The following is a 16,932-nucleotide window of genomic DNA, read 5'->3' as shown; positions in this document are numbered from 1 at the left end:
TCCTCAGTGGAATCGGCACCCCGAGCCTAACGGCTCAAGGCGGGCAACGCCGCCCACTTCAGAGTTTCAACAGAGACCGGGACATTCCCCGGCGCGCTCGACCGGGCGGTGATCAAGTTCCGTCGCGGAGGCACCGACGTCGAGGTGCTCGGCATGAACGAGGCGAGCAGTACGCTGGTTGATCGTCTCGGCGTGCATGATAAGCCGGGCGCGCTGGACGAGTTGCCAGGGCATTGAGGGAGGACGGTATGAGCAAGATTCTCGCGCTGGTCGACGGCTCGCAATACACCCAGAGCGTCTGCGACAACGCTGCCTGGGCCGCCGACAGGCTCGGCGCCCCGGTCGAACTGATGCATATCATCGGCCGTCGGGATACTCCCTCGGCGCCCGCCGACCTGTCCGGCAATCTCGATCTCGGCGAGCGCGAGACGCTGCTGAAGGAACTCGCCGATTTCGACGAGCAGAAGGGCAAGCTGGCGCGCAAGCGCGGCCGTCTGGTGCTGGCCGAGGCCGGCGCGCGCTTGAACGAAAAGGGCGTCTCGGCGGTCGAGGAGCGGCTGCGCTCCGGCGATGTCGTCGACACGCTGCTCGAGTTCGAAAAGGACGCCGATCTCGTCGTCATCGGCAAGCGTGGCGAGGCGGCGGATTTCGCCAAGCTGCATCTCGGCTCCAATCTTGAGCGGGTGCTGCGTGCCTCGACAAAGCCGGTTCTCGTCGCCGCCCGTGCCTTCCGGCCGATCCGCCGGTTCATCGTCGCCTTCGATGGCGGCCCGAGCGCGACGAAGGCGATCGACCATCTCGTCACCAGCCCGTTACTGAACGGCGCGGCCTGCGAACTGGTCATGGTGTCGGCGAAGAGTTTGGACGAGCGGCTGGACCGCGCGGCCGCGCGCCTGCGCGAGGCCGGCTACGACGTGACCGCGACGCTGGAAAAAGGTGAGCCCGACGAGGTGATTGCCGCCCATGTGAAGCGCGACGACGTCGATCTCATCGTCATGGGCGCCTATGGCCACTCGCGCATCCGCAACTTCCTGATCGGCTCGACGACCAGCGAGATCGTCCGTGCCTGCCTGCGGCCGGTGCTGATGTTCAGGTAGGCGGACGCTAATCCAGCGCCGCCCGAACCAACTCGGCCTCCATCGCCTCGGCGAAGACCTCGTCGCGCGCCTCGCCCATGATGCTTTCGCGGCCAATCTCCAGCATGATCGGCACCGCGAGCGGCGAGACCTGGTCGAGGTCCTTGTGGACGATGTGGTGCTTGATGCGGGCGAGAAGGTCGGACACGCGTCTCACATCGAGAAGCCCCGTCGCCGCGTCGTCCCACGTCGCCCGCATCAGGACGTGGTCGGGCTCGTGCGCGCGTAACACGTCGTAGATGAGATCGGCCGAGACGGTCATCTGCCGCCCGGTCTTCTCCTGGCCGGGATGGCGCTTTTCGATCAGCCCCGAGATCACCGCGCATTGCCGGAAGGTGCGTTTGAGCAGCCAGGAATCGGCCATCCAGGCCTCCAGGTCGTCGCCGAGCATGTCCTCGTCGAGGAGCGCATCGAGCGAGAGCTTTCCGTCGGCGATCATCGCGCCGATGTCGCCCTTGCCCCAGATCGAGACCGCGTAGTCGGTGGCGACGAAGCCCAGCGGCTCGGCCCGCGCCCGCTCCAGCCGGCGGGTGAGCAACATGCCGAGGGTCTGGTGGGCAAGACGCCCCTCGAAGGGGTAGAGCACCATGAAAAAGCGCTGGCCGTTCGGAAAGGTCTCGATCAACAGATCGTTCGCCCCGGGGATGACCGACTTGCGCTGCTGGATCGCCAGCCATTGCGCCACCTGTTCGGGAAGCGCGCCCCAGCGCGCGGGGTCGGCAAGCATGGCGCGCACCTGTTCGGCCAGATAGGTGGTCAGCGGGAATTTCGCTCCGGCATAGGCCGGGATCCGGGCGTCCTCGGCGACGGTCTTCGAGACATAGCACTCGTTCTCGCGAATGCCCTCGAAGCGCAGCACCATGCCGGAGAAGGAAAAGGTGTCGCCGATCGCCAGACTCTCGACGAAGCCCTCCTCGATCTTGCCGAGGACCGGCCCGCCGCGGCCGATCGCGCTCCGCGTCTTGCGCCGGATCAGCCGGACGGCCAGCATTGGCGCCTCGATGATCGTGCCGGCGTTCATCCGATATTGCTGGGCGATGCGCGGATGGGTGATGCGCCAGGTGCCGTCCTCGGTCAGCTTGATCTTGGCGTAGCGCTCGTAGACCTTGAGCGCGTAGCCGCCGGTGGCGACGAATTCGACGATGCGGTCGAACGTCTCGCGGTCGAGCTCGCGATAGGGCGCGGCCGTCGTTACCTCGTCATAGAGGTCATCGGCGCGGAACGGCTCGGCGACGGCCATGCCAAGCACGTGCTGGGCGAGCACGTCGAGCGCGCCGTCCCTCAGCGGCGGCGTGTCCTGCGCGCCGAGATAATTGGCGTCGAGCGCCGCCTGGCATTCCATCACCTCGAAGCGGTTGGCCGGCACCAGGATCGCCTTGGAGGGCTCGTCCATGCGGTGGTTCGACCGGCCGATCCGCTGGGCAAGGCGGGACGCGCCCTTCGGCGCGCCGACATGGACGACGAGGTCGACGTCGCCCCAGTCGATGCCGAGGTCAAGCGTCGAGGTCGCAACGACGGCGCGCAACCGGTTATCGGCCATCGCCGCCTCGACCTTGCGGCGCTGGGCGACATCGAGCGAGCCGTGATGCAAGGCGATCGGCAGCGTCTCGTCGTTGATCCGCCAGAGTTCCTGGAACAGCCGCTCGGCCTGGCTGCGGGTGTTGACGAACAACAGCGTTGTCCGGTGGGCGCGGATCGCCTCATAGACCTCCTTCATGGCGTAGGTCGCCCCATGCCCCTGCCAGGGCACGCGCTCCTCGGATCGGAGGATGGTGATGTCGGGCTTGGCACCGCCCTCGACCGTGATCAGGTCGGCCATCGGGGCGGCATCGGCCGGCTGCGCGACGAGCCAGCGGCGCAGTTCGTCGGGCTCGGCGACGGTCGCCGAGAGGCCGATGGTTTGGAGGTCCGGCCGAAGCTGTCTTAATCGCGCCAGCCCCAGCGACAGAAGATGGCCGCGCTTCGAGGTGACCAGCGAGTGCAACTCGTCGAAAATCACACAGCGCAGATCCGAGAAGAAACCGCGTGCGTCCTTGGCGGCGAGCAGCAGCGCGACTTGCTCCGGCGTGGTCAGGAGAATGTCCGGCGGTTTCAGCTTCTGGCGCTGGCGGCGCACCTGCGAGGTGTCGCCGGTACGCGTCTCAAGCGAAACGTCGAGGCCGATCTCAGCGACGGGCCTTTCCAGGTTGCGGCGGATGTCGGTTGCGAGCGCCTTCAGCGGCGAGATGTAGAGCGTGTGGACGCCATGCGGCCGCGTTCCCGGCTTCGTGGGGCCGCGACGGTGAAGATCGACGAGCGAGGGCAGGAAGCCGGCTAGGGTCTTGCCGGCACCGGTCGGCGCGATCAGCAGCACCGAAGCACCTACCTCGGCGCGCCGCAGAAGATCAAGCTGATGCGGTCGCGGCGACCAACCGTTTCGCGCGAACCAGTCGTGGAACGGTTCGGGCAGCGAGGCCGCGCCGTCGGGCTGCGTGCCGCCCGGGAGTTTGCTCCTGGCTGTCATGATCCGGACCGATCCCTCAGACGCCCGCACCACAGCTGCTCGCTGATTCGGTGCCGGTTCGGCTGTTGACGTTCTCGAGCAGACAGTCATCTTCGCTGCGCGCCCGCCCGATCATCACCCTTTTCCGCCATAAACCAGGAAGCCTGCGATGTCCGTCTCCGATTCCGACACCTTGCTCGACTGCCTCGTCATCGGAGCAGGCCCGGCGGGCCTGACGGCGGCGCTCTATCTTGCCCGCTTCAAACGCCGCAGCCTGATCGTGGACGCTGGGGATCCGAGAGCCGCCTGGATTCCGACTAGCCATAATATTCCCTTCTTCGAAAGAGGCATCAGCGGCCGCGAGATTCTGGTGCGCGAGCGCGCGCACGCTTGCCATTACGGAGCGGAGATCGCCGAAGGCAAGGTCGTGCGCCTCGAGAAGCGTGACGACGGTATTTTTCACGCCCACGTGGAGGTCGTGCCGGATGCCAAAGGTCAGTCCTTCGACGTGACGGCCCGGAACGTCCTGCTCGCGACCGGCGCCCGTGACATCGAGCCGGACCTGCCTGACGTGTCCGATGCGGTGCGGCGCGGACTGGTGCGCTATTGCCCGATCTGCGACGGCTACGAAGCCCAGCACAAGGCGATCGCCGTCATAGGGCGCGGGGCGCGGGGGCTTGGCGAAGCCGCATTCGTGGCGCGGACCTATTCGCGCGATGTGACCTTCCTGACGCTCGGCGTCCCGATGGAGCTCGATGGCGAGGAATGGGAATTGGCCAACCGACACGGGGTGAAGGTCGTGACTGAACCAATCGGCGAGCTTCGGGTCGAGGGTGACCGGATTGCCGCGATACGGTTGGAAAGCGGAGCCGAACACCGGTTCGATCTCATCTATTCGGCATTGGGGCTGACGCTGCGATCCGAACTGGCCGTGGCTCTCGGCGCGGAACATGACGCCACCGGGGCGTTGACCGTCGACGAGCACAACCGCACGAGCGTCGGGGGGCTCTATGCCGCCGGCGCGGTTGTGCGCGGGCTCGACCAGATCGTCGTCGCCATGGGGCACGCCGCCATCGCTGCGACCGACATCCATAACCGTTGCGCGCTCCCGACCCAGGAGGAGCCGAAGGAGCGCGCAACGAAAGATCGGACGCGGTCAGCTCCTGCATAGAGCCGTCGGGCCCACTCTCGGGTGAAGGGGCCGACAATCAGCGCTTCCGTACCAGCAGGGCCAGCGCGATACCGCCGAGAATGAGCGTCGCCGCGAGCACGAAGCGCAGGGTCAGCGCCTCGGCGAGAAACAATACGCCGCCCAGCGCAGCGATCACCGGCACGGTGAGCTGCACGATGGACGCACGCGTCGCCGTCAGGCCGGGCAGCGCCCGATACCAGAGGACGTAACCCAAGCCCGAGGTAACCGCGCCGGAGGCGATGGCGATGACGATTCCGGAGGTTGTCATGCCGCTCTGGAACGCGGAGAGCGCGATCAGCGGGATCGCCAGCGGCACAGTACGGATGAAGTTGCCGGCGGTCTCGCCCATCGGGTCGGTCGCCGCGCGTCCGCGTAGCGAATAGACGCCCCAGGCAACGCCCGAGGCGATCATCAGGACGGTTCCGAGGAGAGCCGGCGTCACCAGCGCGGGGGCGATCCAGTAGACGAAAGCGGCGAAGGCGATCGTCAGTCCGGCGATCTCTGAAAGGCCAGGCCGTTCGCCTCGAATCAGGCCCCATGCGATCATCGTCGCCTGCACGGAGGCGAACAGCACCAGCGCGCCGACCGCCGCGCCGAGCTGCAGATACGCATAGGAAAACGCCACGGCGTAGACGAACAGGGCCAGCGCCGAGGGCCAGCCGCCCGGCAGCCGGACTGTCGGGGATGAATTCCGGTTGGCGTTGACGAGCAGCAGCGCCAGCACCGCCGCGCCGGACGCGAGCCGCACCCCGGTATACCCCGCGGCGTCGATGGCGCCGTCGCCGAGCGCCAGTCGGGCAAGGATCGAATTGCCGGCGAAGGCGACCATCGCCAATGTCGTCAGCCAGAACGTCGATGACATGAGCCGCCTGCCGGGTGGGAAGAATCACCCGGCAGTATCGCCGTGAAGCTGGCGGCCGCGTCAACCGCCTTTACCAAGCTCACGCCGCTGAGGGGAGTGGCTCGCCGGTTTCCAGAAGCGTCTTCAGGCCGCTGGCGATCTTCGCCCAACCGGTCCGAATGCCCTCGGCGCTCTTGACGAGATCGGTATGCGTGATGGTGAATTTGCAGACTTCGCCCTGCGCCTCGATCTCGAAGGTGACCGTCGAGACGGGATGCTGATCCTCGTCCCATTTGGGCTGGAACGTCGCCTTCAAGCGACGCGGCGGATCGGCCTCGATGATCTTGCCGTCGAGCATCGTTTTTCCGTCCGGCCAGACATAACGCAGTTGGGAGCCAACCGCGCCGTCGGTCTCGACTCGGCTGTTCATGTAGTACTTTTCCGTCATCGCCGGGTCGAGCAGGGCATTCCAAAGGCGCTCCGGCGTCGTGCGGATGAAGGTTTCGAGGAGAAAGTCGGGCTTCGTCATGGGGGTCTCCGTTTCGAGGGCCGTCTTCAGATCCATCGCCAGCCTGGCCCAGGGTTTGCGGAACGGTTCGATCCACCGGTCAGCCAGCGCCTGGATCGGCGCCGGGTTGAGGTAGTGGTGTTTGAACCGTCCCGACTTTCGGGTGACGACAAGGGACGCCTCCTCCAGAACCCTCAGATGTTTCATGACGCCGAAGCGGCTCATGCCGACCCTTCGCTCGAGTTCTGTCAGGGTCTGACCGTCCGCTTCGCGTAGTGCATCGAGAAGCAGCCGGCGGGTCGGATCACTGAGGGCTTTGAAGATCGCGTCCATGGTCGTTTAATACGTTACTTTATAGTCACGTGACAATAGGGTAACATAAAATTTCTCGACGGATCGAACCGAACTGCTACATAGCCGGAGGTGAAGCCCGACGACCTCCTCCACCCGACGCCCGAAGGGCTCTATTGCCCGCCCGGCGATTTTTATATCGATCCGGTGCGGCCGGTCGCTCGCGCGCTCGTTACCCACGGCCATGCCGATCACGCGCGGCCGGGCAACCACAGCGTTCTGGCGACCCGGCAGACCCTCGACATCATGGCGCTGCGCTATGGCGAGGCGTTTTGCGCCGAACGTCAGACCGCTGCGCTTGGCGAGACGATCCGGATCGGCGACGTGTCTGTCAGCTTTCATCCCGCCGGCCATGTGCTGGGTTCGGCGCAGATCGCCGTCGAGCACAAGGGCCTCAGGATCGTCGCCTCCGGCGATTACAAGCGTCGGCCGGACCCCACCTGCGCCGGCTTCGAGCCGGTCGCTTGCGACGTGTTCATCACCGAGGCGACCTTTGCGCTGCCGGTGTTTCGCCATCCCGATACCCGCGACGAAGTCGCCAAGCTCCTGAAATCGGTCGAGCAGTTTCCCGATCGGGCGCATCTCGTCGGCGCCTATGCCCTCGGCAAGGCGCAGCGCGTCATCAGGCATCTGCGCGAGCCCGGCTACGACGCGCCGATCTACATCCACGGCGCGCTGACAAAACTCTGCGACTACTACCGGAGCGAGGGTATCGACCTTGGCGAATTGCGGCCGGCGACGATCGAAGGGGGCGGCAAGGGCGATTTCGCCGGCGCCATCATCGTCGGGCCGCCCTCGGCCTTCGCCGACAAATGGGCGCGGAGGTTTCCCGATCCGGTGTCGTGCTTCGCCAGCGGCTGGATGCGGGTGCGCCAGCGCGCTCGCCAACGCGGCGTCGAACTGCCGCTGATCATCTCCGACCACTGCGATTGGGACGAACTGACCGACACGATCGACGAGATCGCCCCGAACGAGGTCTGGGTGACCCACGGCCGCGAGGAGGCATTGGTGCGCTGGTGCGAATTGCGGCAGTTGCGCGCGCGGCCGCTGCATCTGGTCGGCTACGAGGACGAGGCGGAGTAGCGACGCGTGATGACGCCGGACGCTCGAAGCCTGGTGCGCGTTTTATCTGCCGAGGTTCGTGGATGCAGGAACGCATCGGTGTATCCTCACGTTTGCGAATGAGACAGTCCCGGAAACGCAGGAAGGAGTTCCATGACCCAGGTTCACTACGAGGTTGTTCGGCACGACGGCGGCTGGGCCTACAAGGTTCAGGATGTTCTTTCAGAGACTTTCCCGACCCATGATCGGGCGCTCTTTGCCGCTCGGAGCGCCGCGGCGCGGCAGCGTGCGGCAGGCGAGACGATCGGAATCCGCTACGAGGACGCCGACGGAAACTGGCACGATGAAATCGCCAAAGGCGACGACCGTCCGGAAACCGACGTTGAGGATACTGCCGGGGCGCAGTGACGGATTAGCCCGCGGCCATCCCTACCCCGGCGGTCAGGTCCCGCCTCGTGCGCCGGCGCGGCCCAAGATTCGAGGCTTCTCGCGCCGGGGATGGCGCACTCGTTCTGAACCACGCCGCGGCTCTCGACAGTCGGATCGTATTGGAAGGTTGGCTATCCATTCGTTACGGAACGCAGCGCGAACTCCGGAGTTTGAGGTCTGCAAGCTGCGTTCTGATTCTCCTGACCGCCGCGCTGCCACGATCGACGAAATGGGGTGATGAAATGAGCAAGAATTCCGGCAAGAAGGCCAGAGGCGCTATCGAGCTCGGCGGCGTCGAATTTGAACGCGGCGCAGGGGGCGAGATCCACCAGGTCGCCGGCGGCGATGTACCGGTATTGACAACCCAAGGCGGCGTTCCTGTCGCCGACGACCAGAACTCCTTGCGGGCCGGGCAGCGTGGGCCGACGCTGATGGAGGACCAGCATTTCCGCGAAAAGATCTTCCATTTCGACCATGAGCGAATTCCCGAGCGGGTGGTCCATGCGCGCGGATTCGGGGTTCATGGAACCTTCGAGACCTACGAGTCGCTTTCCGACATCACGCGTGCCGATATCTTTCAGCGGGCTGGCGAGAAAACCGATATGTTCGTCCGGTTCTCGACAGTGGCCGGTAACAAGGGGTCAGCCGATCTGGCGCGGGACGTGCGTGGTTTCGCTTGCCGATTTTATACCAAGGAGGGAAACTGGGACATCGTCGGGAACAACATCCCGGTGTTCTTCATCCAGGACGCGATCAAGTTCCCCGATCTCATCCATGCCGCCAAACAGGAGCCAGACCGTGGATTCCCGCAGGCGCAGACGGCGCATGACAATTTTTGGGACTTCATTTCGCTCACGCCTGAATCGATAAACATGGCCCTGTGGATTATGTCCGACCGGACGATTCCACGCTCCTTCCGCTTCATGGAAGGCTTCGGCGTCCACACCTTCCGGATGATCAACGCCGAGGGAAAATCCACCTTCGTCAAGTTTCACTGGAAGCCTAAGCAGGGTCTGCAGTCGGTCGTCTGGAATGAGGCACTCAAATTGAACGGTGCCGATCCCGATTTTCATCGTCGCGACCTCTGGGATGCGATCCAGATGGGTGATTTTCCTGAATGGGAACTCGGCTTGCAGCTCTTCGACGAGAGTTTCGCGGAGAAGTTCGATTTCGACGTTCTCGACCCCACGAAAATTATTCCCGAGGAGGAAGTGCCGATCCGCATCGTCGGCAAGATGACGCTCAATCGTTGTGTCGATAATTTCTTCCAGGAGACCGAGCAGGTCGCTTTCCAGACCGGTAATGTTGTGCCAGGCATCGACTTTACCAACGACCCGCTACTGCAGGGACGCAACTTCTCCTATCTGGATACCCAGTTGAAGCGGCTCGGCGGCCCAAACTTCACCCATATTCCGGTGAATGCGCCGCGTTGCCCGTTCCATCACTTCCAGCAGGACGGCCACATGGCCATGCACAACCCGAAGGGTCGGGCCAACTACGAGCCGAACTCGTGGGGCGGGGAAATGGGCGGGCCGCGTGAATCGCCGGAAAAAGGCTTGTCCTCTCACCCCGAGGATGTCGTGGGCGAAAAGCGCCGGGTCCGCTCGGAGACATTCGCCGACCACTACAGTCAGGCACGCCAGTTCTACCTGTCCCAGACGGGGACCGAGCAGAACCACATCGCCGACGCTTTCATCTTCGAGCTGTCGAAAGTCGAGACCACGGCCATCCGGATGCGGATGGTCGCGCATCTGCTCAATGTGGACGAGGACCTGGCCAAGAGCGTTGGGGACGGTCTTCGTCTGAAGAAAATGCCGGAGGCCGCCGACGCCGCAAGGCCGACCAAGATGGACCTGAAAACGTCACTGAAGCTGTCCATTCTGCTCAATGGGCCGAAGAGCCTGAAGGGACGTAAGCTGGGCGTGCTTGTTACGGACGGCGTCGACGCCGACCTGTTCAAGGCGTTGAAGTCGGCGATCGAGGCCGAGGGCGCGATGTTCGAGGTCGTGGCTCCGATGGTGGGCGGCGTCAAGGCAAGCGATGGCAGCTGGATCGAGGCCAAGCAAAAAGTCGATGGAGGCCCCTCGCTACTTTACGACGCGGTAGCGGTGCTGGCCAGCAAGGAGGGCGCCGAGTTGCTGACCAGGATCGCCCCGGCCAGGGACTTTGTTACCGACGCTTTCGCTCATTGCAAATTCATGGCCTATTCGCCGGACGTCCTGACGCTATTGGAGAAGACCGGCATCGCGTCGGATCTGGACAAGGGCTGTATCGAACTGGGTGCGCCAGAAGATGCGCAGGGCTTTGTCGAGAGCTGCCGCGCGCTGCGCCATTGGGAGCGCGAACCGAAAGTGAAGGCGGCCTGAGAGAACGCCAGCACCGGATATCTGGGCGCTGGCGCCGCTCCGCCGGACCCCAACCCTCGTAGCGTCACCGCCTGCCCATCAACGGTTCATCGGAGTGTCTCCGGTGGCCGTTAAAAACGTTGCAGAATCAACGTCCTTGGTGTGCTCAAACGATCAAACCTGCGAAAATCGGGTGTCGCTTCATCGCGATACGACTTTAAGGCACTCCTGAGCCTTTGGCGCGTAGTTCTGAAACATATCCAAGAGGCTTTCGGGGCAGCCTGCCATTGCCGCTTTCGATAACTCTTCGCCACGGCGAATCTTCGGACACCCTGCCTTGTAGTTCGCCTCTCGCCCGTTCACACTCCTGCCTCTTGATTGGCGGACAGGAGAGACCTGGGGATGTGGTCCTGTCGGACGGTTCTGACATCGACGCTGGTGGGCCTGCAGGTCGCCGCGCTGCTGGCCGTCCTCGCGCTAACGTACTTCGCGTCCCAAAGCGTGCTTCTGTCCTATGCCGAACAGCTGACGGAACGGGTCGCGCACGACACCACCCGGTTTACCGAAAATTTCCTCAACCCTGCCGATGACGCGGCTGCTCTCTCGCAAAGACTGGCCGAGCGGGCGGTCGTTCAGACCGATAACCGAGCGATTCTCACGCGATACTTTTATGAGGTTCTGCGCGCGCGGAAGGATTTCGCAGGCATTTTCTACGGCGCGACGGACGGATCCTTTGTCTATGTCAGCCGCGACGACACGGTCGAGGGTGCGACATATCGAACCAAATGGATCGAGACCGACCCCGTCCGCTCCGTGCAGCTGGACTATTTCGATGATGAGTTCCGCCGTGTGTCGCGGCGCCGGGATGACGCGGATACCTACGATCCCCGCACCCGCCCCTGGTATCTGAGAGCCATGGAGGGAAGGGAGGTCGTCTGGACCGATCCGTACATCTTCTTTTCCTCGCAACGCCCGGGAATCACCGTCGCCACGCCCGTCCTTGGCGAGGATGGCATGACCATGCGCGGCGCGGTCGGCATCGACATCGAGATCGGCGCGCTATCGCAATTCCTAGATGGTTTGCAGGTCGGCCAGAATGGTTCGGCGGCAATTGTCTCCCAGACCGGCGATGTGATTGCTCACCGTGATGCGTCATTCGTTCGCGCCGCAGATGGCAAGGGGCAGCAGCGCTTTGCCAAGGTGACCGAGATCGATGATCCGGCGCTTGCCCAAGCGGTTGCCAGCCTGCCAGGCGGTCTGGTGAATCTTGATCCTGGCGAGACGCGGCTCACACGTTTCACAGCGCAGGGCGAGAACTGGCGCGGTGCGGTGCGGCGTCTCTCTGGTTCGCGCACGCCATGGGTGGTCATAACCTATCTGCCGGAGCGCGATATCTTGAGTCCGCTCCAGCGGGTCCGCAATATCGGGCTGTTGGTAGTCGCGATCGTCGTCGCGATAACCGCGCTCTTTGGCGCTCTCCTCGCTCGTGCCCTGACCAAGCCGATCAAGGCTCTGGCCGCGCAGGCGAGCCATATTTCCAAGGGCGAGTTCGACGACACGCCGCTACCGTCCATGCGGATGAAGGAACTCGCCGATACGGGCCGGGCGATGCGACGGGCGACGAGCTGGCTGCGGGACTACAGGCGCGAGAACGAGCAGTTGACCGGGCAGTTACGGGAGGCGGGCCGCGTTCTCGAGCGGCGCGTCGATGAGCGAACCGAGCAACTGGCCCATTCCAATCGCGAACTGGAGGAAGCGAACCGCAACACCAGCATGCTGGCGCATGAACTGGATCACCGCGTCAAGAACCTGTTCGCAATGACCTCGTCATTGGTTGCGCTGGCCGCGAGCCACGCGACCACGCCGCAGGAGGTGGCCGACGAGGCGCGCGGCCGCATCAACGCGTTGGCCCGCGCCCACGCCGATACGCAGGGCGCCACGGAATCGCAGCTGGGGTCGATCGTCAAAAGCGTGCTCGAACCCTATGCAAACACCGATGACTTCCGGATCAATATCGCCGGCGACCCCCTGACGGTTTCCAGGTCCAACGTCACGCCGATCGGCCTGATCCTCTACGAATTAGCCACCAACGCCGCGAAATATGGCGCTCTAGGCTGTTCAGGCGGTGAAGTGGACGTGACCTGGAAACGCACGGCGAGCGGCGTCGTCACGCTGGTGTGGGCCGAACGCTCGAAGGTGCCGCCCGACGACAAGTCGGATTCGGAAGGGAAAACGAGCGGATTCGGCTCGGTCATGCTCGAGGCGATGGCACATCAACTCGACGCGACGGTTGAGCGTGACATGACGTCCGCGGGCCTGCGGATGACCTTGACCATGAAGGATCTGGAGGAACGCCGGGAGGCACCGCTCGACACACAAATCCTCGATCCGTTGCAATCCTCCACGCGGTCGGCGGATCGCAGCAATCGTTCAGCGGAGAGCGCCTGAGGTCTCGTCCGCCCGCGAGCGGTCCCCCAGCACGTAGCCGACCAGATGGTTGGCGTAATAGGCATAGCCCTCCATCGAGGCGTGGAAACCGTCGCGGGAAAAACCCGCCGGCTCGACCCGGGGCAGCGACGTCGAGGCGATCGCGCCGCGCTCGACGCACAGCCGCGCGCCCATGCGGCGGATGATCCGGGCGCGCAGTTCCAAGACATGGGCAAGGCCGCGCGGCAGCGCCGGCACGCGCTTCAGGTCGACCGGCGGCGACCAGACGATGCGCGCCTCCGGCCACTTTGTCTTCAGCGCGTAGAGGAGGCCGCCGAAGCCCTTCTTGAACTTGCGGGCGCCGTGAAAATTCTTGGCGTCATTGGTGCCGATCATCAGGACGATGTGGGTGAAGGCCTCGCGCGCGAGATTGGGCACGACATGGTCGCGCACCTCGGCCGAGACGGCGGAGTTGGAGCCCGCCGTCCGCCAGAACACCGACAGGCCGGTGAGGGCGTAGAGCCGTTCCGCCAGCTTCGGGGCGAGGCTGTCCTCGATATTGGCGACGCCGATGCCTGCGGCCGAACTGTCGCCGATCACCAGCAGGCGGATTGCGGTGTCGCGGATCGCCTCGGTGCCGAAATAACCGGTGACAGCGCCGTCGGGCGGCGGCATGCGCTCGACGCGGCGGCGGACTCCGATGCCCTGCCAGACATAGACCGGAAACATCAACCAGGAGAGAAAGGCAGTTTGAAATGACACGGCAGACCGGGCTCCGCTGATCCTGGATGTGGCTCGTGGCAGAAGATATAGCTACGCGCCTCGTCTTTCGAGCCCTTGGAGCGTCGCGATTTTCGCGTCAGGCCTTGAGAATCTCGACGCCGGGCAGCGGTTTGCCCTCCATCCATTCCAAAAACGCCCCGCCGGCCGTGGAGACATAGGTGAAATCGTCGGCGACGCCCGCCTGGTTGAGCGCGGCGACGGTATCGCCGCCGCCGGCGACGGAGGTAAGCTTGCCGGCCTTGGTCCGTTCCGCCGCGTGGCGGGCGGCAGCCATCGTCGCCGTGTCGAAGGGCGGGATTTCGAAGGCGCCGAGCGGGCCGTTCCAGACCAGCGTCTTCGCCTTGTCGAGCCAAGCGCTGACCACCTTGACCGTCTCCGGCCCGGCGTCGAGGATCATCGCGTCGTCCGGGACCGCGTCGACCCAGACGACCTCACTGTCCGCGCCCGCCTTGAACGCGCGGGCGATGACAGTATCGACGGGCAGTACGATCTCGCAGCCGGCGTCTTTCGCCGTCGCCATGATCGCCCGAGCCGTGTCGGCCAGATCGTGCTCGCACAGGGACTTGCCGACGTCCTTGCCTTGCGCGGCGAGGAAAGTGTTGGCCATGCCGCCGCCGATAACCAGCGCGTCGACCCGTTGGACGAGGTTCGAGAGGAGGTCGATTTTGGTGGACACCTTGGCGCCGCCGACGACGGCGACGACCGGCCGGGCGGGATCGCCAAGGCCCTGTTCGAGTGCTTCCAGTTCGGCCTGCATGGTGCGACCGGCATAGGACGGCAGATGCCGGGCGAGGCCTTCGGTCGAGGCGTGCGCCCGATGGGCGGCGGAAAAGGCGTCGTTGACGAAGATATCGCCGAGCGAGGCGAGGCGGCTGACGAAATCCTCGTCATTGGCTTCCTCACCCGCATGAAAACGGGTGTTTTCCAGAAGCACGACGTCGCCGTCCTTGAGCCCGGTGACGATGCCGGCCGCGATGGGCCCGATGCAATCGTCGGAGAAACCGACCGGCATGCCGAGCATTTCGGACAGGACCGGCGCCAGCGGCTCCAGCGACATCTCGGGATTCGGCCGCCCCTTCGGCCGGCCGAAATGGGCCAGCAGGATGACCCGGCCGCCCTTGTCCGAAATTTCGCGGATGGACGGCAGGATACGGCTGATGCGGGTGCGGTCGGAGACCTTGCCGTCCTGCATCGGTACGTTGAGGTCAACCCTGAGGAGGACGCGCTTGCCCGCGACGTCTGCGTCGTCGAGCGTCTTGAACTGCGTGGTCATGAGAGGTCCTCCATTGATGTCGGCCGCCGCTGCGGCTCCTCGGTGTTACGATGGGCTATAGTGCAACAATCCATGTTTGTAGATGCCGGGACATCGGGCGCGGGCTGCCCGGCTCAGGGCTTTGCCGCGCCACGGCCGCTGATGCGGCGCAGCAGGCGGACGATGTCTTTCAGGTTGAGGAACAGGGGGATGCCGCCGCCGCGCCGGCTCTCCGGCTCCAGCGACAGGCCGGCATCGACGACGGCCCCGTCGACGCCGGTCTGGCGCACGATCAGTTCGACCGGCGATACGGCCACCCGGTCGCCGTATTCGGCGCGCCCGCCAAGCCGGCGGATCATCATGTCGGAGATCGACAGGTCGGCTTCGTCCTCCTGGAGGCGGATTCCATAGGCGTTGGCGAGATCCTTGGCGGTCGCCGCCGGATCGACCGAAAATTCGCCGAAGAATTCCGCGTCGTCGGGCCGAACGGTGGCGGGGCTGGCGAACAGCCGGTCGAGCAGCGGCGGATAGCGCGGCGAGATGAACAGATAGACGGTGTCGCCGGATCGAAGTCGCCCGGCATACTGGTATCGCATCGATCGTCCGTCGCGGATCACCAGTGACGGTCGCGCCCAGCGTGGCACCCGTTCGCCGCGTTCCACCGGGCTGTCGGGCACGACGCGGTAGGAGAGAAGTTCGTGATCGGGCGTGCCGGGAAGCTCCAGTTCGAACTTTTCGATGGGGCCGATCCGCGGCGGTACGACGAGTCCGAGCCGCCGGGCAACCACGGCGAGCGTCCAACCCTGCACAAGCAGTGAAGCGAGAACGATGATGAAAGCGGTGTTGAAGAACAGCCGGGCGTCGTCGAGACCGCCGATCAGCGGAACGATGGCGAGCAGGATCGACACCGCGCCCCGCAGTCCGACCCACGAGACGAAGGCGCTTTCGCGGCGCTGGAAGTCGAAGGGCAGCAGGCAGAGCCACACCGCCACGGGTCGGGCAACGAAGATCAGGAATGCGGCGAGGCCGATGGCCGGCAGGAGGATCTCGCCGAACTGCGAGGGCGTCGCCAACAGGCCGAGGATCAGGAACATCACGATCTGTGCAAGCCACGTCAGCCCATCCTGGAAACGCTTGAGGCTGACGGTATTGCGCAGGCCGCTGTTGGCGGCATACAGGCCGGAAATGTAGACAGCGAGGAAGCCCGACCCACCCAGCGCTCCGGTCACGCCGAAGATGAGCAGGGCCAGCGTCAGCGTGAACACCGGCAGCAGCCCGCGGTCGATCGCTAGTTTGCCGACGAGGGTCCGGATCAGCCAGCCGCCGCCGAAACCGAAGACGATGCCGAGGCCCATCTGCTGGGCGAAGCCGAGCAGGACGTCGACTCCGAGCTGCTCGAGCCCGGTGCCGGAGGCCAGGAGTTCGACGAGCGCGATGGTAAGGAAGATCGCCATCGGATCGTTGGTGCCGGATTCGATCTCCAGCAGTGAGCGCACGCGTTCGCGGATGATGACGCCGCCGACCCGGAGCAGGAAGAATACCGCCGCCGCATCGGTGGAGCCGACGATCGCGCCGAGGAGCATGCCCTCGATCAGGGGCAGATCGAGGAGATAGGAGGCGGCGACGCCGAAAAGGCCGGCGGTCAACAGCACGCCGAAGGTCGCCAGGGTGATCGCCGGCACGGCCGCCTGCCGGAAAGCCTGCAGCGACGTGCCGAAGCCCGAATCGAACAGGATGATGGCAAGCGCCAACGTCCCGACGACATAGGCGAGGTTCGCATTGTCGAAGTCGATGCCGATGCCGTCGACGCCGGTCAACAACCCGATCGACAGGAATAGCAGCAGGAGCGGCGCGCCGAAGCGGAAGGCAAGCAGGCTCGAAAATGCCGCGATGAGGATCAGGACGGTGCCGACGATGATGGCGAGGTAAAGCGTTTCGAGCATCGGCTGGAAATCAGAGCCTTGGAACAGCGAGACGAACCCCGCGCGCGACCGCCGCTACGTGAAATCGCGAGCTTTCCGGTATCTGGACCGTCGCCATATGGGTTCTATGACCGGATCGGGGGAAGCGTCGCGTTCAGAGTTTAAACTTACATGCCACAGGCGTGTGGCGGGATGCCCCCCG

Annotated in this window: 13 protein-coding genes; 7 read left to right on the top strand and 6 right to left on the bottom strand. The window is 64.7% G+C overall.

The window, feature by feature from the left end; all coding sequences use genetic code 11:
* Positions 1-108 precede the first annotated feature (108 nt).
* Positions 109-237 carry a hypothetical protein gene (locus tag VQ044_RS19385; protein WP_327649709.1) on the top strand — a complete coding sequence of 43 codons (129 nt, stop codon included), beginning with the start codon at positions 109-111 and terminating at the stop codon, positions 235-237.
* Between the two features lie 11 nt (positions 238-248).
* Positions 249-1,097: a universal stress protein gene (locus VQ044_RS19380; protein ID WP_327649711.1), complete on the top strand. Its 849-nt coding sequence runs from the start codon at positions 249-251 to the stop codon at positions 1,095-1,097.
* Positions 1,098-1,104: 7 nt separating this feature from the next.
* Here the strand turns inward: VQ044_RS19380 and VQ044_RS19375 are convergent, their stop codons facing one another.
* On the bottom strand, positions 1,105-3,639 hold the full coding sequence (locus VQ044_RS19375; RefSeq protein ID WP_327649713.1) for a ligase-associated DNA damage response DEXH box helicase: 2,535 nt from the start codon (positions 3,637-3,639) through the stop codon (positions 1,105-1,107).
* Between the two features lie 148 nt (positions 3,640-3,787).
* On the opposite strand from VQ044_RS19375, the gene VQ044_RS19370 reads away from it, so the two are divergent.
* Positions 3,788-4,789, top strand: a complete 1,002-nt coding sequence (locus VQ044_RS19370; protein ID WP_327649714.1) for an NAD(P)/FAD-dependent oxidoreductase — start codon at positions 3,788-3,790, stop codon at positions 4,787-4,789.
* A gap of 37 nt (positions 4,790-4,826) precedes the next feature.
* Here VQ044_RS19370 and VQ044_RS19365 read toward each other — a convergent pair whose 3' ends face one another.
* Together VQ044_RS19365 and VQ044_RS19360 are read right to left on the bottom strand one after the other, a co-directional pair.
* Positions 4,827-5,672 carry a DMT family transporter gene (locus VQ044_RS19365; protein ID WP_327649715.1) on the bottom strand — a complete coding sequence of 282 codons (846 nt, stop codon included), beginning with the start codon at positions 5,670-5,672 and terminating at the stop codon, positions 4,827-4,829.
* Between the two features lie 79 nt (positions 5,673-5,751).
* Complete coding sequence (locus VQ044_RS19360; RefSeq protein ID WP_327649717.1) at positions 5,752-6,492, bottom strand: ArsR/SmtB family transcription factor; 741 nt, start codon at positions 6,490-6,492, stop codon at positions 5,752-5,754.
* A 90-nt stretch (positions 6,493-6,582) separates the two neighbouring features.
* Between VQ044_RS19360 and VQ044_RS19355 the strand changes: the two genes are divergently transcribed.
* From VQ044_RS19355 to VQ044_RS19340, 4 genes are all read left to right on the top strand, one after another.
* Complete coding sequence (locus VQ044_RS19355; protein WP_327649720.1) at positions 6,583-7,593, top strand: ligase-associated DNA damage response exonuclease; 1,011 nt, start codon at positions 6,583-6,585, stop codon at positions 7,591-7,593.
* Between the two features lie 132 nt (positions 7,594-7,725).
* Positions 7,726-7,980: a DUF2188 domain-containing protein gene (locus VQ044_RS19350; protein WP_327622602.1), complete on the top strand. Its 255-nt coding sequence runs from the start codon at positions 7,726-7,728 to the stop codon at positions 7,978-7,980.
* 263 nt (positions 7,981-8,243) lie between these two features.
* Positions 8,244-10,367 carry a catalase gene (locus VQ044_RS19345; RefSeq protein WP_327651139.1) on the top strand — a complete coding sequence of 708 codons (2,124 nt, stop codon included), beginning with the start codon at positions 8,244-8,246 and terminating at the stop codon, positions 10,365-10,367.
* 381 nt (positions 10,368-10,748) lie between these two features.
* On the top strand, positions 10,749-12,794 hold the full coding sequence (locus VQ044_RS19340; RefSeq protein ID WP_327651138.1) for a sensor histidine kinase: 2,046 nt from the start codon (positions 10,749-10,751) through the stop codon (positions 12,792-12,794).
* Here the strand turns inward: VQ044_RS19340 and VQ044_RS19335 are convergent.
* The 3 genes from VQ044_RS19335 to VQ044_RS19325 all read right to left on the bottom strand — a co-directional run bounded on the left by VQ044_RS19335 (position 12,777) and on the right by VQ044_RS19325 (position 16,751).
* Entirely contained in the window at positions 12,777-13,502 is a 726-nt protein-coding gene (locus VQ044_RS19335; protein WP_442872959.1) for an SGNH/GDSL hydrolase family protein, read from the bottom strand. The genes VQ044_RS19340 and VQ044_RS19335 overlap by 18 nt on opposite strands.
* 130 nt (positions 13,503-13,632) lie before the next feature.
* The gene (locus VQ044_RS19330; protein WP_327649521.1) at positions 13,633-14,829 is read right to left on the bottom strand and encodes a phosphoglycerate kinase; all 1,197 of its coding nucleotides are present in this window, start codon (positions 14,827-14,829) and stop codon (positions 13,633-13,635) included.
* Positions 14,830-14,942: 113 nt separating this feature from the next.
* On the bottom strand, positions 14,943-16,751 hold the full coding sequence (locus tag VQ044_RS19325) for a potassium/proton antiporter (RefSeq protein ID WP_327649520.1): 1,809 nt from the start codon (positions 16,749-16,751) through the stop codon (positions 14,943-14,945).
* Positions 16,752-16,932 lie beyond the last annotated feature (181 nt).

This window comes from Aurantimonas sp. C2-5-R2, assembly GCF_036549495.1.
Classification (GTDB): Bacteria; Pseudomonadota; Alphaproteobacteria; order Rhizobiales; family Rhizobiaceae; genus Aurantimonas; species Aurantimonas coralicida_A.
Note: the sequence above shows the minus strand (reverse complement) of the source record. Positions and strands in the feature narration are given on the sequence as shown.

What these genes read in the sequence shown, in the direction of transcription:
- VQ044_RS19375 (WP_327649713.1), bottom strand. Translation starts at nt 3,639, where the DNA reads ATGACAGCCAGGAGCAAACTCCCGGGCGGCACGCAGCCCGACGGCGCG.
- VQ044_RS19335 (WP_442872959.1), bottom strand. Translation starts at nt 13,502, where the DNA reads ATGTTTCCGGTCTATGTCTGGCAGGGCATCGGAGTCCGCCGCCGCGTC.
- VQ044_RS19345 (WP_327651139.1), top strand. Translation starts at nt 8,244, where the DNA reads ATGAGCAAGAATTCCGGCAAGAAGGCCAGAGGCGCTATCGAGCTCGGC.
- VQ044_RS19380 (WP_327649711.1), top strand. Translation starts at nt 249, where the DNA reads ATGAGCAAGATTCTCGCGCTGGTCGACGGCTCGCAATACACCCAGAGC.
- VQ044_RS19360 (WP_327649717.1), bottom strand. Translation starts at nt 6,492, where the DNA reads ATGGACGCGATCTTCAAAGCCCTCAGTGATCCGACCCGCCGGCTGCTT.
- VQ044_RS19330 (WP_327649521.1), bottom strand. Translation starts at nt 14,829, where the DNA reads ATGACCACGCAGTTCAAGACGCTCGACGACGCAGACGTCGCGGGCAAG.
- VQ044_RS19325 (WP_327649520.1), bottom strand. Translation starts at nt 16,751, where the DNA reads ATGCTCGAAACGCTTTACCTCGCCATCATCGTCGGCACCGTCCTGATC.
- VQ044_RS19370 (WP_327649714.1), top strand. Translation starts at nt 3,788, where the DNA reads ATGTCCGTCTCCGATTCCGACACCTTGCTCGACTGCCTCGTCATCGGA.
- VQ044_RS19340 (WP_327651138.1), top strand. Translation starts at nt 10,749, where the DNA reads ATGTGGTCCTGTCGGACGGTTCTGACATCGACGCTGGTGGGCCTGCAG.
- VQ044_RS19365 (WP_327649715.1), bottom strand. Translation starts at nt 5,672, where the DNA reads ATGTCATCGACGTTCTGGCTGACGACATTGGCGATGGTCGCCTTCGCC.
- VQ044_RS19350 (WP_327622602.1), top strand. Translation starts at nt 7,726, where the DNA reads ATGACCCAGGTTCACTACGAGGTTGTTCGGCACGACGGCGGCTGGGCC.